At 50.2% G+C, this 25,151-nt stretch carries 25 protein-coding genes and 1 pseudogene; 19 read left to right on the top strand and 7 right to left on the bottom strand.

The features are described from left to right. Nucleotides 1-63: 63 nt before the first annotated feature. From pspF to IB196_RS10430, 6 genes are all read left to right on the top strand, one after another. Entirely contained in the window at nt 64-1,053 is a 990-nt protein-coding gene (pspF, locus tag IB196_RS10455; RefSeq protein ID WP_162873155.1) for a phage shock protein operon transcriptional activator, read from the top strand. A 103-nt stretch (nt 1,054-1,156) separates the two neighbouring features. Next, nucleotides 1,157-1,603: a TetR family transcriptional regulator C-terminal domain-containing protein gene (locus IB196_RS10450; protein ID WP_188231652.1), complete on the top strand. Its 447-nt coding sequence runs from the start codon at nt 1,157-1,159 to the stop codon at nt 1,601-1,603. Between the two features lie 374 nt (nt 1,604-1,977). Beyond that, complete coding sequence (locus IB196_RS10445; protein WP_005126495.1) at nt 1,978-2,373, top strand: RidA family protein; 396 nt, start codon at nt 1,978-1,980, stop codon at nt 2,371-2,373. Nucleotides 2,374-2,399: 26 nt separating this feature from the next. Then, nucleotides 2,400-3,368 carry a threo-3-hydroxy-L-aspartate ammonia-lyase gene (locus IB196_RS10440; RefSeq protein WP_188231653.1) on the top strand — a complete coding sequence of 323 codons (969 nt, stop codon included), beginning with the start codon at nt 2,400-2,402 and terminating at the stop codon, nt 3,366-3,368. A 127-nt stretch (nt 3,369-3,495) separates the two neighbouring features. Beyond that, nucleotides 3,496-4,137 (top strand): PAS domain-containing protein, encoded by a 642-nt coding sequence (locus tag IB196_RS10435; protein ID WP_005126490.1) that lies wholly within the window; start codon nt 3,496-3,498, stop codon nt 4,135-4,137. Nucleotides 4,138-4,212: 75 nt separating this feature from the next. After that, nucleotides 4,213-4,857, top strand: a complete 645-nt coding sequence (locus tag IB196_RS10430) for a QnrB family quinolone resistance pentapeptide repeat protein (RefSeq protein ID WP_188231654.1) — start codon at nt 4,213-4,215, stop codon at nt 4,855-4,857. Nucleotides 4,858-4,924: 67 nt separating this feature from the next. Here IB196_RS10430 and IB196_RS10425 read toward each other — a convergent pair whose 3' ends face one another. After that, nucleotides 4,925-5,377, bottom strand: coding sequence for an SgcJ/EcaC family oxidoreductase (locus IB196_RS10425; protein WP_188231655.1), 453 nt, complete (start codon nt 5,375-5,377; stop codon nt 4,925-4,927). Between the two features lie 546 nt (nt 5,378-5,923). Here IB196_RS10425 and sapA point away from each other — a divergent pair. The 5 genes from sapA to sapF are packed head-to-tail and all read left to right on the top strand — an operon-like array spanning nt 5,924 to nt 11,206. Continuing rightward, nucleotides 5,924-7,567, top strand: coding sequence for an ABC transporter substrate-binding protein SapA (sapA, locus tag IB196_RS10420; RefSeq protein ID WP_005126483.1), 1,644 nt, complete (start codon nt 5,924-5,926; stop codon nt 7,565-7,567). Then, the gene (sapB, locus tag IB196_RS10415) at nt 7,564-8,529 is read left to right on the top strand and encodes a peptide ABC transporter permease SapB (protein WP_005126482.1); all 966 of its coding nucleotides are present in this window, start codon (nt 7,564-7,566) and stop codon (nt 8,527-8,529) included. Before sapA ends, sapB begins: the two co-directional genes overlap by 4 nt. Continuing rightward, nucleotides 8,516-9,406, top strand: coding sequence for a peptide ABC transporter permease SapC (gene sapC, locus IB196_RS10410; protein WP_005126480.1), 891 nt, complete (start codon nt 8,516-8,518; stop codon nt 9,404-9,406). The genes sapB and sapC overlap by 14 nt, the downstream gene beginning before the upstream one ends. Next, entirely contained in the window at nt 9,406-10,398 is a 993-nt protein-coding gene (sapD, locus tag IB196_RS10405; RefSeq protein ID WP_003020556.1) for a peptide ABC transporter ATP-binding protein SapD, read from the top strand. Before sapC ends, sapD begins: the two co-directional genes overlap by 1 nt. Before the next feature lies 1 nt (nt 10,399). Next, on the top strand, nt 10,400-11,206 hold the full coding sequence (gene sapF, locus IB196_RS10400; RefSeq protein ID WP_005126478.1) for a peptide ABC transporter ATP-binding protein SapF: 807 nt from the start codon (nt 10,400-10,402) through the stop codon (nt 11,204-11,206). A 44-nt stretch (nt 11,207-11,250) separates the two neighbouring features. Here the strand turns inward: sapF and IB196_RS10395 are convergent, their stop codons facing one another. Next, nucleotides 11,251-11,940 (bottom strand): EAL domain-containing protein, encoded by a 690-nt coding sequence (locus IB196_RS10395; protein ID WP_188231711.1) that lies wholly within the window; start codon nt 11,938-11,940, stop codon nt 11,251-11,253. A 512-nt stretch (nt 11,941-12,452) separates the two neighbouring features. On the opposite strand from IB196_RS10395, the gene fabI reads away from it, so the two are divergent. From fabI to osmB, 7 genes and pseudogenes are all read left to right on the top strand, one after another. Then, complete coding sequence (gene fabI / locus IB196_RS10390) at nt 12,453-13,241, top strand: enoyl-ACP reductase FabI (protein ID WP_005126472.1); 789 nt, start codon at nt 12,453-12,455, stop codon at nt 13,239-13,241. A 216-nt stretch (nt 13,242-13,457) separates the two neighbouring features. After that, nucleotides 13,458-14,603, top strand: coding sequence for a carboxymuconolactone decarboxylase family protein (locus IB196_RS10385; protein WP_040233182.1), 1,146 nt, complete (start codon nt 13,458-13,460; stop codon nt 14,601-14,603). 88 nt (nt 14,604-14,691) lie between these two features. Beyond that, a complete protein-coding gene (locus IB196_RS10380) occupies nt 14,692-16,626 on the top strand; it encodes an exoribonuclease II (protein WP_188231656.1) in 1,935 nt (644 codons plus the stop codon). Nucleotides 16,627-16,887: 261 nt separating this feature from the next. Further along, nucleotides 16,888-18,879, top strand: a pseudogene (gene pdeR / locus IB196_RS10375) (cyclic di-GMP phosphodiesterase). Between the two features lie 194 nt (nt 18,880-19,073). Then, the gene (locus tag IB196_RS10370; protein ID WP_040233255.1) at nt 19,074-19,256 is read left to right on the top strand and encodes a hypothetical protein; all 183 of its coding nucleotides are present in this window, start codon (nt 19,074-19,076) and stop codon (nt 19,254-19,256) included. Between the two features lie 95 nt (nt 19,257-19,351). After that, on the top strand, nt 19,352-20,104 hold the full coding sequence (locus IB196_RS10365) for a DNA-binding transcriptional regulator YciT (protein ID WP_005126460.1): 753 nt from the start codon (nt 19,352-19,354) through the stop codon (nt 20,102-20,104). A 266-nt stretch (nt 20,105-20,370) separates the two neighbouring features. Beyond that, the gene (gene osmB / locus IB196_RS10360; RefSeq protein WP_003020583.1) at nt 20,371-20,589 is read left to right on the top strand and encodes an osmotically-inducible lipoprotein OsmB; all 219 of its coding nucleotides are present in this window, start codon (nt 20,371-20,373) and stop codon (nt 20,587-20,589) included. A gap of 91 nt (nt 20,590-20,680) precedes the next feature. On the opposite strand, the gene yciH is transcribed toward osmB, so the two are convergent. The 5 genes from yciH to pgpB all read right to left on the bottom strand — a co-directional run bounded on the left by yciH (nt 20,681) and on the right by pgpB (nt 24,333). Further along, entirely contained in the window at nt 20,681-21,007 is a 327-nt protein-coding gene (gene yciH, locus IB196_RS10355) for a stress response translation initiation inhibitor YciH (RefSeq protein WP_149691967.1), read from the bottom strand. Next, entirely contained in the window at nt 21,008-21,745 is a 738-nt protein-coding gene (gene pyrF, locus IB196_RS10350) for an orotidine-5'-phosphate decarboxylase (protein ID WP_005126456.1), read from the bottom strand. 189 nt (nt 21,746-21,934) lie between these two features. Beyond that, the gene (gene lapB, locus IB196_RS10345; RefSeq protein WP_005126454.1) at nt 21,935-23,104 is read right to left on the bottom strand and encodes a lipopolysaccharide assembly protein LapB; all 1,170 of its coding nucleotides are present in this window, start codon (nt 23,102-23,104) and stop codon (nt 21,935-21,937) included. A gap of 6 nt (nt 23,105-23,110) precedes the next feature. Further along, a complete protein-coding gene (locus tag IB196_RS10340; RefSeq protein WP_005126452.1) occupies nt 23,111-23,419 on the bottom strand; it encodes a LapA family protein in 309 nt (102 codons plus the stop codon). Nucleotides 23,420-23,574: 155 nt separating this feature from the next. Beyond that, nucleotides 23,575-24,333 carry a phosphatidylglycerophosphatase B gene (gene pgpB / locus IB196_RS10335; RefSeq protein ID WP_005126451.1) on the bottom strand — a complete coding sequence of 253 codons (759 nt, stop codon included), beginning with the start codon at nt 24,331-24,333 and terminating at the stop codon, nt 23,575-23,577. 196 nt (nt 24,334-24,529) lie between these two features. On the opposite strand from pgpB, the gene ribA reads away from it, so the two are divergent. After that, a complete protein-coding gene (ribA, locus tag IB196_RS10330) occupies nt 24,530-25,120 on the top strand; it encodes a GTP cyclohydrolase II (protein WP_005126450.1) in 591 nt (196 codons plus the stop codon). Nucleotides 25,121-25,151: the final 31 nt, after the last annotated feature.

The following is a 25,151-nucleotide window of genomic DNA, read 5'->3' as shown; positions in this document are numbered from 1 at the left end:
AAAGATAATATCTAATTTTACCTGACGTGATAATTAGGGTAAATTGGTGAATAACACTAACAAATGGTGAATTTCATCATGGCAGGATACAAAGATACTCTTCTGGGGGAAGCAAACAGCTTCATTGAAGTGCTGGAACAAGTCTCCCATCTGGCCCCCCTGGAAAAACCCGTGTTGGTTATCGGTGAGCGTGGCACAGGAAAAGAGTTAATCGCCAACCGTCTGCACTACCTTTCCACACGCTGGCAAGGACCGTTTATTTCTCTTAATTGTGCGGCGCTGAACGAAAATTTACTCGATTCCGAACTCTTCGGCCACGAAGCTGGCGCTTTTACCGGGGCGCAAAAACGCCATCCGGGTCGCTTCGAGCGTGCCGACGGTGGCACACTTTTTCTTGATGAACTGGCAACCGCACCGATGTTGGTACAGGAGAAATTACTGCGCGTTATTGAGTATGGAGAACTCGAGCGCGTAGGCGGTAGCCAGCCGCTGCAAGTTAACGTGCGCCTGGTCTGTGCCACCAATGCCGACTTACCGAGAATGGTCAGTGAAGGTACTTTCCGCGCAGACCTGTTAGATCGACTTGCCTTTGATGTCGTGCAACTGCCACCTTTACGGGAGCGTAAGAGCGACATCATGTTGATGGCCGAACATTTTGCGATTCAAATGTGCCGCGAGATTGGATTACCGCTGTTTCCCGGTTTTAGCGCACAAGCCAGAGAAACACTTCTCCACTATCGCTGGCCGGGCAATATCCGTGAATTGAAAAACGTTGTTGAACGCTCGGTATACCGACATGGCACCAGCGAATATCCGCTGGACGAGGTAGTGATAGATCCGTTTAAGCGCCACACTACAGACGTTCAGCTGCAGGAAACCCACTCTACAGCGGCAACGTTACCGCTGGATCTGCGCGCATTCCAGCAACAGCAAGAAAAGAGGTTTCTGCAAACCAGCCTGCAACAGGCAAAATTTAACCAGAAAAAGGCCGCCGAACTGCTTGGGCTGACGTACCATCAGCTCCGCGCTTTGCTTAAAAAACACCAGATTTAGCGATGCATTACCGACCGTTTAGCGCCTTCATGTGCAAAATCCTCCACAAAGCACATTGAAATAGTACCGTTTAACGGTTCCCACATATCATCATTCTTGCATAATGTACACTTACTTCAAAAGCAAGGATGAGCTTATTCGGGCAACCGTTCTGGAAGAGCAAAATACTGCGCTGGCTGCCCATAATGAGCCCTGTAGCGGATCGTTTTTTGATCGTCTTTGCAAGCAGATCGTTTCTTGCATAAGCGATGTCGGTTACCCTGTCACGCACCACCTTTGGGTAGAAATCATGGCCGAATCGGCACGCAACCCGGAACTCAGGGAAGCGTTTATCGCCAGTGATAACATCATGCGACAAAGCATTGCGGGAATAATTGCGCAAGGTATCGCCGCAGGAGAGTTTCGTCGGGATATTGACCCGCAAGCGCTAACCATCATTCTGTTTGCATTTATTGACGGACTGATTGCCCGTAAGGCTATTAACCCTGCGTTCTCACTGGAAACAGATGTACCAGCGTTCCCTGATTTAATGTCAAAGCTGCTCAAATAAAATACTTCCCGCGCCTGCTTTCTGATCTTTCCCCTGCCCACTTCGCGCCAGAAGTGGGCATTACGGGCATCGAAAATACCAATACATTATGTATCAACTTATACATCTGACGGTGAATTGCAACTGAGCTCCCGGCCACGACTAAAAGCAAAAAACCATTTCTGCGCTCTCATCATTCCTACCCGACCTCACGGCCATAAATTCTAACGTTATACAAGCATTTCAGCGGATATGCCGAGCGTTTTACGTGGCCCACAAGGCCATGTCGCTGAAAAAAGAGACTGGATGCCTGGATGACGATGGTGTATAAGATAATACAAATAGTATTATTTTATACTAAATGAATCATCAATACTTAAGCTGGAGATTGAACCATGTCCACCAATATTACCCTGAACACAACGACGGATAGCTTCCCGCCAGCAGGCCATTACTCACATAGTGTGACTGCCGGAGGATTCGTTTTCATTTCCGGACAGCTACCTGTCACGACTAATGGCGAAAGAAAAGCGGATGCTTCTTTTGAAGAACAGACCAGACTGGCTCTACAGAATGTTGATGCTTGTCTGGCAGGAGCCGGCGTTTCTCGTCAGCACCTGGTATCGGTACACGTCTATGTCACGGACATTAACCAGTGGCCGACGTTTAATCGGATCTACGGCGAATGGATCGGTGATTCCCGTCCAGCCCGTGCTGTCGCTGGCGTTGCAGAGCTTCATTACGGCTTTGCCGTAGAAATTGAAGCCATTGCGTTAGCACAACAAGTGTGACTATTAACTGCTACAGGTGAACAACAATGACTGAAATAACACTACCTGATTACCACGATGTTGCCGCGGCCGCTGAGCGCATCGCAGGTTATGCGAACAAGACACCGGTTATGACATCGCGAACGGTGAATGAAGAGTTTGGCGCTGACGTTTTCTTTAAATGCGAAAACTACCAGCGGATGGGGGCATTTAAGTTTCGCGGTGCGATGAATGCTTTGCGCCAGTTTACGCCAGAACAGAGAGCAGCCGGCGTCGTGGCTTTTTCATCCGGAAACCATGCTCAGGCAATCGCCCTGTCCGCAAAATTGCTGGGTATTCCGGCGACAATTATCATGCCGCACGACGCGCCAGCCGCTAAAGTTGCTGCCACGAAAGGGTATGGCGGACATGTCGTGATATACGACCGTTACACTGAAGATCGTGAAAAAATTGGCCGGGATCTGGCAGAAAAACAGGGACTGACGCTGATCCCACCTTACGATCACCCACACGTTATTGCAGGCCAGGGCACCGCCACGAAAGAACTGATTGAAGAAGTTGGTGCTCTGGATGCCCTTTTTGTTAGTCTGGGCGGTGGCGGTCTTCTATCTGGTTCCGCCCTGGCCGCACGGCACTTGTCCCCTGATTGTCTTATCTATGGTGTAGAACCTGAGGCAGGCAACGACGGTCAACAGTCGTTTCGCAGTGGCAAAATTGTGCACATCGATACGCCGAAAACCATTGCAGATGGCGCGCAAACCCAACATCTTGGACAGCATACCTTTCCACTGATCCAGAAACATGTTAACGATATCCTGACGGTTTCAGATGATGAATTAATTGCCGCAATGAAATTTATCGCGGAACGAATGAAAATGGTCGTGGAGCCAACAGGCTGCCTTGGTTTTGCCGCCGCAAGAGCGCAAAAAGCGAGCCTTCGAGGAAAGAGAATCGGCATTATCATCAGTGGTGGCAATGTTGATATCAACCGCTACAGTGAATTTCTTGCAGAGTAATCTCATTAAGGTATCTGCGGTGCGGATACCTTATCGCTATGCCGCCTGTTCCAGTCTGGAAAAGAAGCCCCAGGACGCTGTAAACTGGCCGCCAAAATGGCAACAGGCATCACTGCAGGAGACTGGCATGCCAAAAACCAACGATAACTCGCTACTCAATCAAATTGAAACCATCGCCAAAGGACTGAGCGATACCTTCTCTCCGTTTTGCGAGGTTGTGGTTCATGACCTCAAGAACCCTGAGCATGCGATCTTATCCATATACAATAATCTGTCCGGTCGCAAAGCTGGCCAGCCCGCAACGGAGCTTGGACTGGCGCGGATCGCATCACCTGATTTTCCTAACATCGTTGCCAACTACAGCAATCAGTTTGCTGATGGTCGCCCGGTAAAAAGTACCTCTATTGGCATCAAGGACGAACAAGGAAAATACGTCGCGGCGCTATGCCTGAATGTTGATATGACGCTATTTCGCGGGATGCAGAGTGCGCTGGCACGGTTTACTGAAACCGAGTGCTCACCTGTCAGCGAACACCTCGATCCTGGCAGTAATGAAGTGATTCGCCAGCGTATTGATGACTTTGCGGCTAAACGTGCGACAACGGCGCGAGCGCTGAAAACAGAAGACAGAAAGGTACTGATTCAACAATTGCGTAAGGAAGGTTTACTGAACGTACGAAAATCCATGGATACGGTGGCGCAGCATCTGGGAGTGTCCAGAGCAACCGCATACCTGTATGCCCGTCAGGCTAACGCTATCGGCGAATAAGTGGGTCGTTTGACGCGACGACTTGAATCAGTTTACCATGATGCAAATACTGTATAAAAAAACAGGATTAGCATTATGGCTCTAGCGTTAGTGGGCGAAAAAATTGACAGGAACCGCTTTACCGGGGCGAAAATTGAAAACAGTACGTTTTTTAACTGCGACTTTTCTGGCACCGACCTGAGTGGCACTGAATTTATCGGTTGTCAGTTTTACGACCGTGAGAGCCAAAAAGGGTGTCATTTCAGCCGGGCCATCCTGAAGGATGCCATCTTTAAAAGCTGTGATTTATCAATGGCAGACTTCAGAAATGTCAGCGCACTGGGTGTTGAAATCCGCGGATGCCGCGCTCAAGGTGCGGATTTTCGCGGCGCAAGTTTTATGAATATGATAACCACACGCACCTGGTTCTGCAGCGCATATATCACCAACACCAACCTGAGTTACGCCAATTTTTCAAAAGTGGTGTTAGAAAAGTGTGAGCTGTGGGAAAACCGCTGGATTGGCACGCAGATTCTCGGCGCAACATTTAGCGGCTCCGATCTCTCTGGTGGTGAGTTTACGTCGTTTGACTGGCGGGCGGCGAACTTCACGCATTGCGATCTGACCAATTCTGAACTGGGGGATTTAGATGTTCGGGGCGTCGATTTACAAGGTGTTAAGATAGATAGTTACCAGGCCTCTTTGATCATGGAACGGCTTGGGATTGCCATTATCGGTTAGCCCTGGCTAATCAAGCCCGCAATACACCCGGGAGCGGTGAATCCCCGCCCCCTACGTATCTGTTCTGTTACCCCTCAGGCATTGCTGAAGAGTGGTGGGTGGAAATTTTCCACGCCTTCCCATCCCACGCGTAAGTAAACGTATAACGTGCCGAAACAGTCGATTTGTCTGCGAAGGTGAAGGTATAGGTGCCTGCATCAACCGCCTTATTACAGCCAAGGCGAATGGTACGACTGTCAATTTTCCCGGTCGGTTTCTTCGCCAGAAAATGTTCAAAATAATCCTCACGTTCAGCATCTGTTAAACGGGCCTTATTCGATACCGTGGGAAGTAATACTGCATCACTAAGATAATTTTCAGATACTGTCTTCGCATTACCCGTTTTCACTGATTCATTCCACTTGTCGAATAGCGCTTCGATTTGCGCTTTGTTCACCTTCACACATTCTGGGGCCGGAGTTGCAAAAACGGGGGCCGATAAAAGGATCAGTGAAACAGCAAAACCAAGTAATTTCTTCATAGTAATCATTCCATTAATGGTTAGATGGCCACAAGAAGGTCATTGATAACCGGATAGTCAAATCACCTGTCATAACCAATAGAAACCATTAACATACGCCGAGTGTAGAAAATAAAGACGTCAAAAAAAATGGGTAAGTAATGCAATGAAATAATTAGATATTTTGGCATTGATGCTCTGTATTTAACATAAACTACTACCTGAATGATTATAGTTCAGTATGCATATGATTTCTGTCCCCCTTCCAGAACCTCTTTAACGCTATCCCGTCCTTACGTTTTGGCACTTGCGACACCCCAGCGCATAAATTTGGCATAGCTATACCCTCATGAAACTCACGCTTCGTTTATTACGGGTCAGATGAGGCATGAAAATGCTAAGATAGTTTATGAGTTATATTCAAAGTGGAGCGCTGGTATGAATATTGACCAGGCCGCAACGTTGAATTTGCAACTAACTGTGTGGTTGCCCCCAAACTCAAACGGTAATGGCGAATGTCATTAAATATTAGTAAGATAGCTTCTTTATTCATAGTCCCTTAAAATTATGCGCCTGGTTTTATCAACTCTGATCGTGATGGCTGGACTTCTGAGTGGTCAGGCTGTTGCCGCGCCTCTGCAGACCACGCACGTTGATATTCGTGACAGCGGCTTTGTCTATTGCGTCAGCGGGCAAGTCAATACATTCAACCCACAGAAGGCGAGCAGCGGCCTGATTGTCGACACTCTGGCTGCCCAACTCTATGACCGGCTGCTTGATGTGGACCCATACACCTACCGACTGGTGCCAGAACTGGCTGAGAGCTGGGAAGTGCTGGACAACGGTGCAACCTACCGTTTCCACTTGCGCCGCGACGTCTCGTTTCAAAAGACGGCCTGGTTTAAGCCTACCCGTAAGCTAAATGCAGATGATGTGGTATTTACCTTCGAGCGCATATTTGACCGCCACCATCCGTGGCACAACGTCAATGGCAACAGCTTTCCCTACTTTGATAGCCTGCAATTCGCTGACAACGTGCAAAGCGTGCGCAAGCTGGATAACAATACGGTTGAATTTCGCCTGACTCAGCCAGATGCCTCCTTCCTGTGGCATCTGGCTACACACTATGCCTCCGTAATGTCGGCTGAATATGCCACACAACTGGCCAAACAGGATCGCCAGGAATTACTCGACAGACAGCCCGTCGGCACCGGACCGTTCCTGCTTTCAGAAAACCGCGCGGGACAATATATTCGTCTACAACGTCACGAAAAATTCTGGCGCGGCACCCCCCTGATGCCACAGATCGTTGTGGATCTCGGTTCAGGCGGCACCGGACGGTTATCAAAGCTCCTGACCGGGGAGTGCGACGTTCTGGCCTGGCCCGCGGCCAGTCAGCTCACCATATTACGTGATGACCCACGTCTGCGCCTGACGCTGCGTCCTGGAATGAACATTGCCTATCTGGCATTCAACACCAATAAACCGCCGCTGGATAACCCCGCAGTGCGGCATGCGCTGGCGTTGGCCATTAACAACCAGCGTCTGATGCAGTCTATCTACTACGGTACGGCAGAAACTGCAGCATCTATTTTGCCCCGCGCCTCGTGGGCTTATGACAACGAAGCTAAGATTACTGAATACAACCCGGCTAAATCCCGTGAGCAGCTAAAAGCACTGGGACTTGAGAATCTGACGTTGCAACTGTGGGTACCGACCAGCTCTCAGGCCTGGAACCCGAGTCCGCTGAAAACAGCGGAACTGATCCAGGCAGATATGGCGCAGGTGGGTGTGAAAGTGAAGATCATCCCGGTTGAAGGTCGTTTTCAGGAGGCGCGATTAATGGATATGAACCATGATCTGACGTTGTCCGGTTGGGCGACGGACAGTAACGATCCTGACAGCTTTTTCCGACCGCTGCTCAGTTGTGCCGCCATCAACTCACAGACTAACTTCGCGCACTGGTGCAATCCGCAGTTCGACAGCATATTACGCAAAGCGCTGTCTTCGCAGCAGCTCTCCTCGCGTATTGACGCCTATGACGAAGCACAACATATCCTGGCGCAAGAGTTGCCGATCCTGCCGTTGGCCTCATCATTGCGTCTACAGGCTTACCGCTATGACATCAAAGGTCTGGTGCTAAGTCCGTTCGGGAATGCTTCCTTTGCCGGGGTTTCCAGGGAAAAGACTGATGAGGTGAAAAAACCATGATTATCTTCACCCTGCGTCGCTTTTTATTGCTGCTGGTCACCCTGTTCTTCCTGACATTCATTGGGTTCAGCCTGAGCTACTTCACCCCCCATGCGCCGTTACAAGGCGCATCGCTGTGGAACGCCTGGATATTCTGGTTCAACGGTCTGATTCACTGGGATTTTGGCGTTTCCAGTATTAACGGCCAGTTAATCTCAGAACAGCTGAAAGAGGTTTTCCCAGCCACGATGGAGCTGTGTATTCTTGCCTTTGGGTTTGCGCTGATGGTCGGGATCCCCATCGGCATGCTGGCCGGCATCACACGCAATAAATGGCAGGATCGCTGCATCAGCGCATTGGCTCTGATGGGGTTTTCCATTCCCGTTTTTTGGCTGGCGCTGCTGCTGACACTCCTCTTCTCACTGACTCTCGGCTGGTTACCCGTTTCGGGACGCTTCGATTTACTTTACGAAGTAAAACCAGTGACCGGTTTCGCCATTATTGATGCGTGGATCTCTGACTCCCCCTGGCGCGACGAAATGTTGGTCAGCGCAATCCGTCATATGGTGCTTCCGGTATTGACGCTTTCCGTCGCGCCCACCACGGAGGTCATTCGCCTGATGCGCATCAGCACCATTGAGGTCTTCGATCAGAACTATGTCAAAGCGGCAGCCACGCGCGGTTTGTCACGCTTCACCATTCTGCGTCGCCACGTACTGCACAACGCCCTGCCGCCGGTCATTCCTCGTCTTGGATTACAGTTTTCCACCATGCTGACGCTGGCGATGATCACCGAGATGGTCTTTAGCTGGCCAGGGCTGGGACGCTGGTTGATTAACGCGATTCGCCAGCAAGACTATGCCGCTATTTCGGCGGGAGTGATGGTGATTGGCTCCCTGGTTATTATCGTTAACGTCATCTCTGATATTTTGGGTGCTATGGCTAACCCTCTGAAACATAAGGAATGGTATGCCTTACGATAGCGTATATAGCGAGAAGCGCCCACCCGGAACGCTACGCACCGCATGGCGTAATTTTTATGGCGATGCTTCTGCGATGGTGGGTCTGTACGGTTGTGCGGGACTGGTCATTCTGTGTGTGTTTGGTGGCTGGTTTGCCCCTTACGGCATCGATCAGCAATTTCTTGGCTACCAACTGTTGCCACCGTCCTGGTCACGCTATGGCGAAGTGTCATTCTTCCTCGGAACCGACGATCTCGGCCGCGACGTATTAAGCCGTCTGCTCAGCGGCGCGGCCCCTACTGTAGGCGGTGCGTTTGTCGTTACCCTCGCCGCCACACTCTGCGGTCTGTTGCTGGGCGTGGTTGCCGGGGCAACGCACGGACTACGCTCAGCGGTGCTGAACCATATTCTGGATACCCTGCTGTCAATTCCCTCGCTACTGCTGGCCATTATTGTGGTGGCTTTTGCCGGGCCACATCTGACGCATGCGATGTTCGCCGTCTGGCTGGCTTTATTGCCGCGTATGGTGCGCTCCGTCTACAGCATGGTGCATGATGAGCTGGAAAAAGAGTATGTCATTGCCGCTCGTCTGGATGGCGCGAGCACGCTCAATATCCTGTGGTTTGCGATTCTGCCGAATATCACTGCTGGTCTTATCACTGAAATCACCCGAGCACTGTCAATGGCGATTCTGGATATCGCCGCCCTGGGCTTCCTTGATCTCGGCGCACAACTGCCATCCCCAGAGTGGGGCGCCATGCTCGGCGATGCGCTGGAGTTGATCTATGTTGCGCCATGGACAGTCATGCTGCCCGGCGCGGCAATTATGATAAGTGTGCTGCTGGTAAACCTGTTAGGTGACGGCGTACGCCGCGCAATTATTGCGGGGGTGGAATAATGCCATTACTGGATATCCGCAACCTGACTATCGAGTTCAGGACCGGTGACGACTGGGTGAAAGCAGTGGACCGCGTCAGCATGACGCTAAACGAAGGTGAGATCCGTGGACTGGTCGGTGAATCGGGTTCAGGTAAAAGTTTGATCGCTAAGGCCATCTGCGGCGTAGCCAAAGATAACTGGCGCGTTACCGCGGACCGCATGCGTTTTGATGATATCGACCTGTTACGCCTTTCCGCCCGTGAACGACGTAAACTGGTCGGCCATAACGTGTCCATGATCTTTCAGGAGCCGCAGTCTTGTCTGGATCCGTCAGAACGTATTGGACGCCAACTGATGCAAAACATTCCCGCCTGGACTTACAAGGGCCGCTGGTGGCAACGTATTGGCTGGCGCAAACGCCGCGCGATTGAACTGCTGCACCGCGTCGGGATAAAAGATCATAAAGATGCAATGCGCAGTTTCCCTTATGAGCTGACCGACGGCGAGTGCCAGAAGGTCATGATCGCCATCGCACTGGCAAACCAACCTCGCCTGCTGATTGCAGATGAACCCACCAATGCGATGGAACCCACAACCCAGGCGCAAATTTTTCGTCTGCTGACCCGACTGAATCAAAACAGCAATACCACCATTTTGTTAATCAGCCATGACCTGCAAATGCTCAGCCAATGGGCAGACAAAATCAACGTAATGTACTGCGGACAAACGGTGGAAACCGCACCCAGTAAAGATTTGGTGACAATACCCCACCACCCTTATACACAAGCGTTGATTCGCGCCATTCCTGATTTTGGTAGCGCAATGCCGCATAAAAGCCGCCTGAATACCATGCCAGGAGCAATTCCGTTGTTAGAACAGTTGCCCATCGGCTGTCGTCTGGGGCCGCGTTGCCCTTATGCACAGCGCGAATGCATTGAAACCCCAAGACTGACCGGAGCAAAGAATCATCTCTACGCCTGTCATTTCCCCCTGAATATGGAGAGAGAGTGAGATGGTAGAAACCCTGCTCGAAGTTCGCAATCTGAGCAAAACCTTTCGCTACCGGACGGGATTATTTCGCCGCCAGACCGTCGAAGCCGTTAAACCGCTGAGCTTTACGCTGCGTGAACGTCAAACGCTCGCCATTATTGGCGAGAACGGCTCAGGCAAGTCCACGCTGGCAAAAATGCTGGCTGGGATGGTTGAGCCGAGCAGCGGCGAGCTGCTGATTGACGATCATCCGCTAAAATATGGCGATTATTCATTTCGTAGTCAGCGTATTCGCATGATTTTCCAGGATCCTTCCACGTCGCTTAATCCGCGCCAACGTATTTCGCAGATCCTCGATTTTCCATTACGCCTGAATACCGATCTGGAGCCTGAACAGCGCCGCAAACAGATTGTGGAAACCATGCGTATGGTGGGTCTGCTACCCGATCATGTTAGCTACTATCCGCATATGCTTGCGCCAGGGCAAAAACAACGCCTGGGACTTGCCCGTGCGCTAATTTTGCGCCCCAAAGTGATTATCGCCGATGAAGCGCTGGCCTCTCTGGATATGTCGATGCGCTCGCAGCTCATCAACCTGATGCTGGAATTACAGGAAAAACAGGGGATTTCGTATATCTATGTGACCCAACACATTGGGATGATGAAACACATCAGCGACCAGGTGTTAGTCATGCATCAGGGCGAAGTTGTCGAGCGCGGCAGTACAGCGGATGTTCTGGCCTCTCCGCTGCATGAGCTGACTCGTCGTCTTATTGCAGGGCATTTTGGCGAGGCGCTTACCGCCGATGCCTGGCGGAAAGATCGTTAATGAGATAATAGCCCGCCAGGACGGCAGGGCTATCCGTTCTGTCATTAGTGACAAAACCGGGGCAAAAGTAGCGCGTCAACCTCAGAAAACGTGACTGACGGGAAAATTTCACCCTGCATCGCCCAAACACCGGCGGTGCGGAGCTCCCCGATAAGACGGGTCGTATCTACCCCATCAACCACAACGCGGTCGCAATACCCCCTGATATTTTTAATCAACACCGGGAATATTGTTTTTTCTACCAGTGACAGGAAGAAGTCGCGCTCCATTTTCACAACGTCAAAACGGCCGCACACCAGCGGACTCGCGCCAATACTGCCAGAGCCGAGATCGCCCAGCCACAAGGCATTTGGGCCATCACTCAGCGAATTAATCAACAGGTTGTTCAGGCAAACTGTATTCGACAGAAAGCGTTCTGAGAGTTCCAGCGCAATAAAGGGCATGGAATGCAAGGCCGACTTAATGACAGGATCACCAATTGCTAATAGCGCCATTTCATCAATAAGGCTTAGCGTACAGAGTAGATTATTGTTTTCGAACCAATTACGCTTTTCTGCAATTAACCGAATTTGCTCAAGCATGAAATTACGTTTTTGTTCACTACTCCATGCCGAAATGATGGAATCTGCATGTAACGGATGAACCGTCTCAGAGGTGAAGCGGGCGAGCATCTCAACACCCAGCAACTTATCTGTTGTGTCTCTCATCGGTTCCGCGATGAAATGATAGTGCATAAGACCACTCCAATTGATCATAACGTCCTGATAATGCACTTCTAATCATAATCAATCAATAATATCGATCAATGAATCGATATTGATCGATAAAAACAATATATCATAACTAAATGAATGTGGTCATATTTTTTGTTTTAAGAATGTTCTTACATTGATATGTGTTAAAACATCGACTAGAGGTCAGATCATACCATTTTAACCCTCTGACGCCTTGTATTTTCACCTTATCCCCCGGCTCTTCTCTGGTTGGATGAGGCAGAACCAGGGGGGAGTGATATACTCCTCACGTGCAATGAATAATGACAGGCCACCAGGTGCTGACAACGATTCCCTGCCCTCTGAAACACCGTTTACTGCTGCTCGCCGACTGGTGAATAGCAGAGAAAGATCGTGACACAAGGGGCAAAGAGTGGGATATAATTTCACACCAATTTCGAGTGACCTTGAAATTGCAATCATAACTCATTGATTGCTAAAAAAAATAAGTAATGACTATAAGGATTAAAGCTATGGGTTTTCTTTCCGGTAAGCGCATTCTGGTGACCGGTCTTGCCAGTAAACTGTCCATCGCCTATGGTATCGCTCAGGCGATGCACCGCGAAGGCGCTGAACTGGCATTCACCTACCAGAACGACAAACTGAAAGGCCGCGTGGAAGAATTTGCAGCTCAGCTGGGTTCCAACATCGTACTGCAGTGTGATGTGGCTGAAGACGCCAGCATCGACACCATGTTCGCTGAACTGGGTAAAGTCTGGCCGAAATTCGACGGTTTCGTACACTCCATCGGTTTCGCACCTGCTGACCAGCTGGATGGCGACTACGTGAATGCGGTCACCCGCGAAGGCTTTAAAATTGCTCATGACATCAGCGCGTACAGCTTTGTTGCAATGGCAAAAGCATGCCGTTCCATGCTGAACCCTGGTTCTGCACTGCTGACGCTGTCCTACCTGGGCGCAGAACGCGCGATCCCGAACTACAACGTAATGGGTCTGGCGAAAGCCTCTCTGGAAGCTAACGTTCGTTATATGGCTAATGCGATGGGTCCTGAAGGCGTACGTGTGAACGCCATTTCCGCCGGCCCAATCCGTACTCTGGCAGCTTCCGGTATCAAAGATTTCCGTAAAATGCTGGCACATTGTGAAGCGGTTACGCCAATTCGTCGTACCGTTACCATTGAAGATGTGGGCAACTCTGCGGCATTCCTGTGCTCAGACCTGTCCGCCGGTATCTCCGGTGAAGTCGTTCACGTCGATGGCGGCTTCAGCATCGCCGCAATGAACGAACTGGAACTGAAATAATCTTTCAGACTTCCTCTATGGGCGACGCTCCGTCGCCCATTATTCTCCTCTCCCTTTGCCCTCGCTCGTCGCTATATATGCTTTTCTGATATTTATTATCACTTAACAATCTTTCATCACCTCATTCGCTTACGTCAGGATATTGCAGCGCAAACGATCCGGCGTACAGGTATGACGACGTATCCGGGTCGCCACTTTTTAGACCAAGGAACGCCCATGGAACAACGCCGAATTGAAGGCAAAAGCCACTGGTATCATGAGACACAGTCCAGTACATATCCGCAAGATGTTCTACCGTTGGTGCCAGAAGCCGCACACGTCGAGGACCGATTTTTGCTGGATCTGACGATACCTGCCGTTGCGCTTTTACCCTTTCAGTCCTGGTTAGAACCTGCCCGTAAACTTGCTCACCTTCTCTTCCCAGTGCATGTTGCTCTGGACTCAATGCACACGTTCAGCGCCTATGAGCGTATGAGTACCGCCTTAACCGTCGCACAGGTTTGTGGCGTACAGCGTTTATGTAATCATTATGCTGCACGTCTGACCCCCCTTCCGGGCCCTAATTCATCCCGGGAAAGCAACCGCCGACTGGCGCAAATCACCCAATATGCTCGCCAGCTCGCCAGCTCTCCGGCCGTCATCGGCTCACGCGATCGCCAGCATCTGGAGGCGGTTGGCCTCACGACCAGCGACAGTGTTCTGATGAATCAAATCGTTGGCTTTGTCGGCTTTCAGGCCCGCGTCGTTGCGTTGATTCAGGCCTGGTTTGGCCATCCTGTGCGACGCATTCCAGGCCTTGATATTCAGCAATTTGCCGAGGCAGCCCACTTTAGTGCAGAAGAAGCACAGTGGCACACCGCCGACCTGCCGATTGAAAAACATCTTGCCCGCGCAGAAGCACATGCCAGCGATGCTCCCATTGTATTGCAAACGCTGAGGCCATTACTGCAACACTCACCTGAAGAACTGGCGTTATTTGAAGCACTCTTTACCAGCACATTACACAGCGATGTGCAATCACGGACATTTTCTCTGGCCACGCTGCTCACATCGCGGATTAACGGTAGCGTGTCCTGTTTCAATGAGTACGCCCTCTCAGCCACAGAGCTCACTGAGATTATTACCGTACTTCGCCAGGATGAGCGCCAAATACAGCGCTGGGAGCAACGACATCCGGTTGAGCGCGTCACCCTGCAGGCGGTACAATGGTTAACCCGGGCGCCCGATCGCTTTAGCGCCGCACTGCTTACCCCGATGCTAGATCAGGGTATATCTTCAGAACAGGCAATTAACGTACTGGCCTGGAGCGGATTGTGCGGATGGTTAAATCGTTTGAAGATCGCGTTGGGCGAGACGTATTAACCGATCCACTTGCTGAAAGAGCGCTTGCTGCGACTGGCAGATTCGCGTAAAACTGTCAGCCGCTCTTCAGCCACGAAAATAGACAATTATGCTTCAGGACAACCCGCTGCTAGCGCAGCTTAAACAGCAACTACATTCCCAGACGCCACGTGCTGAAGGGGTGGTAAAAGCCACGGAAAAAGGCTTTGGCTTCCTGGAAGTCGATGCACAAAAAAGCTATTTCATTCCACCGCCGCAGATGAAAAAAGTGATGCATGGCGACCGCATTGTGGCGGTTATCCATACGGAAAAAGATCGCGAATCTGCCGAACCGGAAGAACTGATCGAGCCATTCCTGACGCGCTTCGTGGGCAAAGTTCAGGGTAAGAATGACCGCCTGTCCATTGTGCCGGATCATCCTCTCCTGAAAGATGCGATTCCCTGCCGCGCCGCGCGTGGCGTTGAACATGAATTTAAAGAAGGTGACTGGGCTGTTGCAGAAATGCGCCGCCACCCGTTAAAAGGCGACCGCACCTTCTACGCCGAATTAACCCAATTTATTACCTTCGCTGACGATCACTTCGTTCCGTGGTGGGTCACACTGGCTCGCCATAATCTGGAAAAAGAAGCGCCAGATGGCGTCGCTACTGAGATGCTGGATGAAGGCCTGGTGCGTGAGGACTTAACCGCACTGAACTTCGTCACCATCGACAGCGCCAGTACGCAGGACATGGATGACGCGCTTTACGCCGAAGAACAAACAGATGGTAAATTGCAATTAACCGTCGCGATTGCCGATCCTACCGCATGGATTGCTGAAGGCAGTAAGCTGGATAACATTGCAAAAATTCGTGCATTTACTAACTACCTGCCGGGGTTCAACATCCCAATGTTGCCGCGCGAGCTTTCTGACGATCTGTGTTCTCTGCGTGCTAACGAAATTCGCCCGGTTCTGGCCTGCCGCATGAGCATCACTGCTGACGGCACGATCGAAGACAATATCACCTTCTTCGCAGCAACGATTGAATCGAAAGCGAAGCTGGCCTACGACAACGTCTCTGACTGGCTTGAAGGCACCGGTGACTGGCAGCCGGAGAATGACGCAATTGCACAGCAGATCCGCCTGCTGCATCGTATTTGTTTGAGCCGTGGCGAGTGGCGCCATAATCATGCTCTGGTATTCAAAGACCGCCCGGATTACCGTTTCGTTCTCGGTGAAAAAGGTGAAGTACTGGATATCGTGGCGGAACCGCGCCGCATCGCGAACCGCATTGTGGAAGAGTCCATGATTGCGGCGAACATTTGTGCCGCCCGCGTACTGCGCGACAAGCTGGGCTTTGGTATTTATAACGTGCATATGGGATTCGATCCGGCTAACGCAGAAGCACTGGCTGCCCTACTGAAAACCCATGGTATGCACGTTGATGCTGAAGAGGTTCTGACGCTGGAAGGCTTCTGTAAACTGCGTCGTGAACTGGATGCGCAGCCTTCCGGTTTCCTCGACAGCCGCATCCGCCGATTCCAGTCTTACGCTGAGATTAGCACCGAGCCGGGTCCGCATTTTGGCCTGGGTCTGGAAGCTTATGCCACCTGGACCTCGCCGATCCGTAAGTATGGCGACATGATCAACCATCGCCTGCTTAAGGCCATCATCAAAGGTGAGACAATTTCCCGCCCGCAGGATGATACGACTTTGCAGATGGCTGAACGTCGCCGCCTGAACCGTATGGCTGAACGTGATGTGGGTGACTGGCTGTATGCACGTTTTCTGAATGACAAAGCCGGTACCGACACCCGCTTTGCGGCCGAGATTATTGATGTCAGCCGTGGTGGTATGCGTGTACGTTTAATTGATAACGGCGCGGTAGCCTTTATTCCAGCCCCCTTCCTGCACGCAGTTCGTGATGAACTGGTGTGTAGCCAGGAAAGTGGTACGGTCCAGATCAAAGGTGAGGTGGTTTACAAAGTTACTGATGTCATTGACGTCACCATCGCCGAAGTGCGGATGGAAACCCGTAGCGTCATCGCGCGCCCTGCCATATAATACGCATTAACTCAACGACCTTTCTCTTTTGTGAAAGGTCGTTTTCTTTTTTCCCGACCAATTGCCTGCCACGCACTACACTTCTTTCATCCAGTCAGATTTATTTTTTACTATTTTCCGTTCGCCAGCTTTGCTTTTTCCTGAATCTGGATTACACATAAATATATAAATAAAACAATATGTTCAGCCATCATCACCCTTTGACTTATGGCTACCCTTACTTTTGAGGCTCTATGCGCTTTAAACGGGATAGTACACATCATGAAAGACGTTCGGGAGCTGGCTACGTTGTATAGCTATGTGGGCACCCATAACCCCTACTGGCGTTTGTCAGAGGATTGCAACATCCTGCACTTCTCTATTGACGAAGCGGCAGAAACGAACCTGAACATCGAATTATCACCTGAGCAAGCCGACCGCATTCGGGAGATGACGGTCATCACGTCAAGCCTGTTAATGACACTGTCGCTTGAAGACGACGATATCCCTGTTCACCTGGTTGGGCGGAAAATAAATAAACGCGAATGAGCCGGAAGTGCATCCGCCTGGGATGATACCCCTCCGGTTGCCCGCGATTTGGCACAAGGACTTTCTTTTGCCGAACAGGTGGTCTCTGAAGCCAACTCCGTTATTGTCATCCTTGACCGCATGGGCAACATTCAGCGTTTCAATCGCCTGTGTGAAGAATATACCGGCCTCAAAGAACGCGAAGTGATTGGTCAAAGTGTCTTCACGCTGTTTATGAGTCGACGCGAAGCCGCAGCCTCCAGACGCAACATCGATGTTTTCTTTCGCGAAGGCAACTCATATGAAGTCGAACGTTGGGTAAAGACCTGTAAAGGTCAGCGACTGTTTCTGTTTCGCAATAAATTTGTGCACAACGGTAGCGGTAAGAACGAAATATTTCTGATCTGCTCAGGTACCGATATCACCGAAGAACGGCGTGCTCAGGAACGCCTGAGAGTTCTGGCAAATACCGACTCCATTACCGGATTACCTAATCGGAATGCGATTCATGAACTGATCACTGAAGCCATTGAGAATGCAGGAGATACCCAGGTTGGTATTGTGTACCTCGATCTGGATAATTTCAAAAAAGTAAACGATGCCTACGGACATATGTTCGGCGATCAACTGCTGCAAAGCGTGTCGCTGGCAATTCTCAGCTGTCTTGATGATAACCAATTACTGGCCCGTTTTGGTGGCGATGAGTTTATTGTCCTCGCGACTCAAACATCTCAAGTGGCGCTGGAAGCCACAGCATCACGTATTTTGACCCGTTTGCGCCAGCCCTTCCGAATTGGCCTGATTGAGGTTTATACCGGTTGTTCGATTGGAATTTCCCTTGCTCCACAGCATGGACACGACTGCGAAAGCGTTATTCGCAATGCCGATACCGCCATGTATACCGCAAAGGAAGGCGGACGTGGACAATTCTGCGTTTTCTCTCCGGAAATGAACCAGCGAGTATTTGAGTATCTTTGGCTGGATACCAATTTGCGTAAGGCGCTGGAAAACGATCAACTGTTGATTCATTACCAGCCGAAAATAACATGGCGTGGTGAAGTACGTAGTCTGGAGGCGCTGGTGCGCTGGCAGTCCCCTGAACGTGGTCTCATTCCTCCGCTGGAGTTTATCTCCTACGCTGAAGAATCAGGCTTGATTGTGCCGCTGGGGCGCTGGGTTATTCTCGACGTTGTTCGTCAGGTCGCAAAGTGGCGCGATAAAGGGATTAATCTGCGAGTGGCCGTGAACGTTTCTGCTCGCCAGCTTGCCGATCAGACACTGTTTACCGACCTGAAACAGGTGCTTCACGACCTCAATTTTGAATATTGCCCTATCGATGTCGAATTGACCGAGAGCAGTTTAATTGAAAACGAACACCTGGCACTGTCCGTTATTCAGCAATTTAGCCAGCTTGGGGCACAGATCCATTTAGATGATTTTGGGACGGGTTATTCATCGTTGTCTCAACTGGCCCGCTTCCCACTTGATGCCATTAAGCTGGATCAGGCGTTCGTCAGGGATATTCATAAGCAACCCATTTCACAGTCGCTGGTGCGTGCCATTGTCGCGGTGGCGCAGGCGCTTAACCTACAGGTGATAGCTGAAGGCGTTGAAAGTACGAAAGAGGATGCTTTTTTGACCAAAAATGGCGTTAATGAACGTCAGGGTTTTTTGTTCGCCAAGCCAATGCCAGCCGCTGCGTTTGAACGTTGGTATAAACGTCATCTGAATAAAAAATTGCGCTAACGCAACAAGAAAAGTGGAAGGGATACACGTGAAAAATAGCCAAAAATGGACACTACGTGATGATCATATCTGTATGTAATCACAGAATATATAATATTCTTCAATCATTCATGTTAATACTATTTTTCCCTTCTCTTTTGGTATGAATTTCTGCATCATGAAATTCAAACCTTTTTGACATTAGGATGATGACCATGTCTGATATAGACGCACAACGTCTGGCCGAGCGCATTGATACCGTGCTGGATATTCTCGTTGCAGGCGATTACCACTCAGCTATCCACAATCTCGAAATTCTCAAGGCTGAACTGTTAGATACGGTCAAAGAAGATACAGCGTCTTTGTCAAAAAAACCGAAGGCCCCGTGGGAGATCTGATGACCTCACTCACGTTATGTCGCTGTAGCCATCAGATTTCAGATAACGCAGCTACCGTTTAATTTCCGATACGATATCGCTATAAAATTAATACTATGAATTCCCGACAACAATCTATTTTGCAGATGGTGATCGATAAAGGTCAGATGAGCGTGGCCGATCTGGCTAAAATCACCGGTGTCTCCGAAGTGACGATTCGACAGGATCTGAACACACTGGAAAAACAGAGCTACTTGCGCCGTGCGCACGGTTTTGCGGTGTCACTGAACAGTGATGATGTCGAAACGCGCATGATGACCAATTTCCCCCTTAAACGTGAACTGGCCGAATTTGCGGCGTCACTGGTTAATCCAGGTGAATCCGTCTTTATTGAAAATGGCAGCAGCAATGCGCTGCTGGCCAGAACGCTGGCGGAACAAAAAGATGTCACCATCATCACGGTCAGTAGCTACATCGCGCACCTTCTCAAAGAAACACCATGTGAAGTCATTCTCCTCGGTGGGATCTATCAGAAAAAAAGCGAGAGCATGGTCGGACCGTTGACTCGCCAATTTATTCAGCAGGTACATTTCAGTAAAGCCTTTATCGGTATTGATGGCTGGCAGGCCGACACCGGCTTCACCGGGCGTGATATGATGCGCTCTGATGTGGTTAATGCGGTTCTGGAAAAAGGCGCTGAGGTGATTGTACTCACCGATAGCTCTAAATTTGAGGCCATTCATCCCTACACGCTGGGCCCGTTGGACAGATTCAGTCGCGTAGTCACGGACTCCAGACTCAGCGCCAGTGTGCAAATGCAACTTGAACACTCGGGTTTAACCGTCAATATCATTGATGCTCACGCATAATACTTCAGCAGATGATTTGTCGGCGGGCAGATCATCTTCTCTCTGAGACTTATCCGACAGTCCAATTAAGACTTTTTACCTGTCGTTAACAGGATAAAGTCGTAGAATTAATGTTAGCGATATAACAGGAGCGAACAGTCACTTCAGGATTTGATTGTAATGCCCTGCGCTAAACGGTTTCGCGGAAATATCTTTAGTCGTCCTATTTTGGCGCTATCATTAAAGTGAACTGGATTCCGTGATTCAATAATTCAGGAGAAAGTATTATGTTAGTAACGAGCAAAAAAATGACCGCTGCCATTCTGGCGATTACACTAGCAATGTCTTTGAGTGCCTGCTCTAACTGGTCCAAACGTGACCGTAACACTGCGATAGGTGCTGGTGCTGGTGCGATAGGCGGTGCAGTCCTGACTGACGGCAGCACGCTGGGTACGCTGGGTGGTGCTGCAGTGGGTGGTATTATCGGCCACCAGGTGGGTAAATAATTTACGGTTGAACGGCTCGATATAATAATACGTTTACTTTTTCAGGTTTGTATTATTAGAAAAGCCACGGAGAGCATCCGTGGCTTTTTTATTAACCGCCAGCCAGCTTAACTTTCATTCCTTTGGCTTCCAGCAGCGATTTTATCAGGTCGCGTTTATCACCCTGAATTTCAATTACGCCGTCCTTCACTGCCCCACCACAACCACATTTTTTCTTCAGCTCTGCGGCCAATTTAACCAGTGTAGCGTCATCTTGATCAATACCGGTAATCAGGCAAACGCCCTTACCTTTACGACCGCTGGTCTGGCGCTGGATGCGAACAATGCCATCGCCCTTCGGACGCTCTGCTACCACTCTGGGTTCATCAATTCGCCCGGACTCAGTTGAATAAACCAGTCGAGAGTTTGAGTCGCTCATTTATGCACCTCGATTCAGAGAGGCGTTGATCATCTTCAGCGTTTGCGCCGGATCGTCCGACTGCGTGACTGGACGACCAATCACCATGTAATCCACGCCAGCAGCCAGCGCCTGCTGTGGCGTCATAATACGGCGCTGGTCACCCACCTCACTACCTTCAGGACGAATGCCTGGCGTCACCAGCTTAAATGTCTGTCCAAACGCCTGCTTGAACCTCACCGCTTCATGCGCCGAGCATACAACCCCGTCCAACCCACAATTCTGCGTCAAACGCGCCAACTTTTCAGCATGCTCCGCGGGTGACAACGTCACACCAAGATCGGCAAGGTCGCTGGCTTCCATACTGGTCAGGACCGTCACTGCAATTAACAGTGGCGCATCTTTACCAAAAGGCCGTAATGCCTCGCGGGCAGCGGTCATCATTCGTACCCCACCGGAAGCATGCACGTTTACCATCCAGACGCCAAGGTCAGCAGCTGCCGCGACGGCATGCGCCGTGGTGTTGGGAATATCATGAAATTTCAAATCCAGAAAGACGTCGAAGCCACGCTGTTGCAGATCCCGTACCAATTGAGGTCCAAAAAGCGTGAACATCTCTTTGCCCACTTTCAAACGACAATCTCGGGGATCAATTCTGTCGACAAACGCTAATGCCTTATCACGATTTGAGTAATCCAACGCGACAACGACGGGAGAATCAGTAGCAGCACGGAAAGAAGATGAAGCAGTAAACGTCATGACCAGACCTTCTTGATGATGGGCGCACGAGCGGCGCAAAATGGGTAAACGGCGTGCATTCTACCTGTGGTAATAGAAAATTAACAGGCGCGTTTACATTTCTGCGAAGCGATGTGGCACAGGAGCTTGAGGGCTGGTTGAAGAAAAATAAATAAGTATGTTGTAACTAAAGTGAATTTTTTTTAAAAATTAAAGCCCGTCCAGACCGCGAATTGGCTTAATGGTTGACCAGGAGCGGCACGATGGGCAGTGCCAGTACAGCGAATAAGCAGTAAACCCACACTTCTGGCAACGATAGCGCGGCTTGCTGCGCACCTGCTCACCAACCATATCACGCAGGACCATCAGACTCTCTTTTGCGCGCCCTTCTTCTGCTTCATTAAGGTGGTAATCCATCAGTTTATGGAACACACGCATCGTCGGATGACGTTGCAACTGACGGGTAATATAAACCTGTGCAGTATCAGTACCCTCGCGCGCCTCAAGAATATCAGCCAGCATCAACTCAGCGGCAGCACCGGTGTTTTCTTCGACCGCACGGCGTAAAAACTCCGCCCACTCATCGTTTTTACCCAGTTGTTGGTAGCAGCTCTGCAGCATTTCCAGCGTTTCACTGACCAACTCTTTATCCTGGGAGATCACGCGTTGCAGGCATTCAACGGCCTTCGCGTAATCACCCTTCAACATGTAAACGCGCCCCATCATAATCGAGACACGAGCACTGTTTTTGTCTGCAGCGGCTCCTTTTTTCAGCAATGCCATGGCGCGATCCATATCGTCGCTGCCCATTTGCTGCAAGGCCAGTTCACAGTAAAAATGCGCGATTTCAATACGCTGATTATCTTTGCCGAGTTTCACCAGACGTTCTGCAACATCAATGGCTTTTTGCCATTCACTGGTTGCCTGATAGATTTGCAACAGTTGTTGCAATGCCCCCACACGGAAATCCGTTTCATCAGTTAGCTGATTGAACATGTCTTCCGCACGGTCATACAACCCGGCAGCCATGTAGTCACGTCCCAACTGCTGCACAGCCAACAAACGTTGTTCATAAGTCAGCGAAGCACTTTCCATGAGGGTTTGGTGGATACGGATAGCGCGGTCGACTTCACCGCGTGAGCGGAACAGGTTTCCGAGGGTGAGATGAGCCTCAACGGTGCCTGTATCCTCTTTCAACATATCGAGGAACAGATCCACCGCTTTATCTTGTTGGTTGCTCAAGAGGAAGTTAACCCCGGCGACATAGTCGCGCGAAAGACGGTTAGCTTCATCCTGCTTTGTTTGTTGCGCACTTCTGCGACCCATATACCACCCATAGGCAGCGGCTACAGGTAAAAGCAGAAACAACAACTCCAACATAAATAATTATTCCTTCACAACCGACGAGTCGGCAGTTACCGCAACGTCGGTCGCAGGCGCAAGCTGGTTTTCCAGGCGTTTAATTTTACGTTCGGCCCGGGCAAGAGACACCCGAACCTTCAGCCAGAAGAGGCCGCAAATTAACCAACCAATCGCAAAACCTGCAGCAAACAATACAGCAAGCAGCGTGGAGATACGATACTCACCCTGAGCTAGCAGGTAATTAAACGTAACCTGTTGATCGTTTTGCGCACCCAATGTCACCGAAATAACAAAAATCGCCAACACCAGTAAGAAAATGAGTAAATATTTCACATTACTTCCCGTTATGTGGTTTGAGCGAATAAATCGTGTACAACTTACCGCATTAAGCCCTTTAAATTACCATTTTCACGACGAGTGCGAAACGGAAAAGCGCCTTACGCTGTATGATTTGAGGGCAAAATTTGAAAAATCAATCACGGTCTGCGTTATTGCTCACGCTGCGCTATTTCCTTTGTCTCCTGGGCGGGCGGTGTTAGAGGTCCACATACTCGCTGTGCAAGCCATGTTGCCAGCGTAATCAGCAACCACGAAATCAGCGTCGCAACAACCAAATCGCGCGGCCAGTGCATGCCCAGAAGCAAACGACTCCCCATTACGCCGGTCGCCCAGACCAGTAGGAACACAATCGTCAGCGTGCGTCTGCGTGGCCATAACAACCCGACCCCCAGTAACGCCCAACTGGCAGCAAACAGGGTATGCCCGGAAGGGAAAGCAAAACCGGTCTCTTTTTGCCAGTGCTTACGTAAAAAAGGTGGAATATCCTGCTGCCCGGACAACTGCTCTTTTACTAAGTGCCCGCGATCTTTACGTTTTAAAGTGTAGAACTCATCTACCGGAACATGGTGCGTTTTTTCCAGCCACAGAACAAATGGCCGGGGCTCCTGCACCCTCTCTTTAACCCAGGATTTCACACCCTGGCCAATTAAGATAGCCGCCGCCAGGATCGCAAATAGCATAACCGCAGCTTTCAGGCGAAATCGCAGGCACCACAAAAACCACGTACAGAGAACAACATGGGTGATAATCCCCCAGGGTTGCGTCACCGTTTCAGTTACCCAGTATAAGGATTTTAACCACCAGACATTCTGCCCAGGCTGCCAGCTCCAGCCAGATATCCATACGGAAACCGGCATAATCAGTAACAGTGCTGCGCCTACAGTGGTTCGCTTAGCAATAGACAGCATTGCGTCTCCTTTCGTCGATAAGTCCCACAATCATAACTGAAAAATCCGCACACCGGGAAAATTGACAATTTTGTGCCATTCGGAAATGAATGCGTTGCTGCAATTAGGTGAACACCCTTGCCTTATGGCAAAATAGTGCAATACAGAAGCCAACAGGCGACGGCACGCACAGTGCCAGCATAATCTGGAGAATTACATGCAGCTTAAACGTGTGGCAGAAGCCAAACTGCCAACCCCCTGGGGTGATTTCCTGATGGTGGGATTTGAAGAACTGGCAACCGGACACGATCATGTCGCACTGGTTTTTGGCGACATTTCAGGCCAGACGCCTGTCCTGGCACGTGTTCACTCCGAATGTCTGACCGGCGATGCGCTGTTCAGTCTGCGTTGTGATTGTGGCTTTCAGCTGGAAGCGGCGCTTACGCATATCGCTGAAGAAGGACGCGGTATTCTGCTCTACCATCGTCAGGAAGGACGTAACATCGGCCTGTTGAATAAGATCCGCGCCTATGCGTTGCAGGATCAGGGCTATGACACCGTCGAAGCCAACCATCAGTTAGGCTTTGCGGCGGACGAGCGTGACTTCACCTTGTGTGCGGATATGTTCAAATTATTGGGCGTGGATGAAGTCCGTCTGCTGACCAATAACCCGAAGAAAGTGGAAATTCTGACAGAAGCTGGGATCAATATTGTGGAGCGTGTGCCGCTAATTGTTGGCCGTAACCCGAAGAATGAACACTATCTGGATACCAAAGCCGCCAAGATGGGACATCTGTTAAGTGAGTGACATTCTCTCTTGCGGACGATACAAAAAGCCT

Origin of the sequence: Citrobacter sp. C6_1, assembly GCF_014596835.2 — a bacterium.
Taxonomy (GTDB): Bacteria; Pseudomonadota; Gammaproteobacteria; order Enterobacterales; family Enterobacteriaceae; genus Citrobacter; species Citrobacter pasteurii.
This window is presented reverse-complemented; position numbering and strand designations above follow the sequence as displayed.

Coding starts and splice junctions, on each gene's coding strand:
- pspF (WP_162873155.1), top strand. CDS start 64: ATGGTGAATTTCATCATGGCAGGATACAAAGATACTCTTCTGGGGGAA.
- IB196_RS10450 (WP_188231652.1), top strand. CDS start 1,157: ATGTACACTTACTTCAAAAGCAAGGATGAGCTTATTCGGGCAACCGTT.
- IB196_RS10445 (WP_005126495.1), top strand. CDS start 1,978: ATGTCCACCAATATTACCCTGAACACAACGACGGATAGCTTCCCGCCA.
- IB196_RS10440 (WP_188231653.1), top strand. CDS start 2,400: ATGACTGAAATAACACTACCTGATTACCACGATGTTGCCGCGGCCGCT.
- IB196_RS10435 (WP_005126490.1), top strand. CDS start 3,496: ATGCCAAAAACCAACGATAACTCGCTACTCAATCAAATTGAAACCATC.
- IB196_RS10430 (WP_188231654.1), top strand. CDS start 4,213: ATGGCTCTAGCGTTAGTGGGCGAAAAAATTGACAGGAACCGCTTTACC.
- IB196_RS10425 (WP_188231655.1), bottom strand. CDS start 5,377: ATGAAGAAATTACTTGGTTTTGCTGTTTCACTGATCCTTTTATCGGCC.
- sapA (WP_005126483.1), top strand. CDS start 5,924: ATGCGCCTGGTTTTATCAACTCTGATCGTGATGGCTGGACTTCTGAGT.
- sapB (WP_005126482.1), top strand. CDS start 7,564: ATGATTATCTTCACCCTGCGTCGCTTTTTATTGCTGCTGGTCACCCTG.
- sapC (WP_005126480.1), top strand. CDS start 8,516: ATGCCTTACGATAGCGTATATAGCGAGAAGCGCCCACCCGGAACGCTA.
- sapD (WP_003020556.1), top strand. CDS start 9,406: ATGCCATTACTGGATATCCGCAACCTGACTATCGAGTTCAGGACCGGT.
- sapF (WP_005126478.1), top strand. CDS start 10,400: ATGGTAGAAACCCTGCTCGAAGTTCGCAATCTGAGCAAAACCTTTCGC.
- IB196_RS10395 (WP_188231711.1), bottom strand. CDS start 11,940: ATGCACTATCATTTCATCGCGGAACCGATGAGAGACACAACAGATAAG.
- fabI (WP_005126472.1), top strand. CDS start 12,453: ATGGGTTTTCTTTCCGGTAAGCGCATTCTGGTGACCGGTCTTGCCAGT.
- IB196_RS10385 (WP_040233182.1), top strand. CDS start 13,458: ATGGAACAACGCCGAATTGAAGGCAAAAGCCACTGGTATCATGAGACA.
- IB196_RS10380 (WP_188231656.1), top strand. CDS start 14,692: ATGCTTCAGGACAACCCGCTGCTAGCGCAGCTTAAACAGCAACTACAT.
- IB196_RS10370 (WP_040233255.1), top strand. CDS start 19,074: ATGTCTGATATAGACGCACAACGTCTGGCCGAGCGCATTGATACCGTG.
- IB196_RS10365 (WP_005126460.1), top strand. CDS start 19,352: ATGAATTCCCGACAACAATCTATTTTGCAGATGGTGATCGATAAAGGT.
- osmB (WP_003020583.1), top strand. CDS start 20,371: ATGTTAGTAACGAGCAAAAAAATGACCGCTGCCATTCTGGCGATTACA.
- yciH (WP_149691967.1), bottom strand. CDS start 21,007: ATGAGCGACTCAAACTCTCGACTGGTTTATTCAACTGAGTCCGGGCGA.
- pyrF (WP_005126456.1), bottom strand. CDS start 21,745: ATGACGTTTACTGCTTCATCTTCTTTCCGTGCTGCTACTGATTCTCCC.
- lapB (WP_005126454.1), bottom strand. CDS start 23,104: ATGTTGGAGTTGTTGTTTCTGCTTTTACCTGTAGCCGCTGCCTATGGG.
- pgpB (WP_005126451.1), bottom strand. CDS start 24,333: ATGCTGTCTATTGCTAAGCGAACCACTGTAGGCGCAGCACTGTTACTG.
- ribA (WP_005126450.1), top strand. CDS start 24,530: ATGCAGCTTAAACGTGTGGCAGAAGCCAAACTGCCAACCCCCTGGGGT.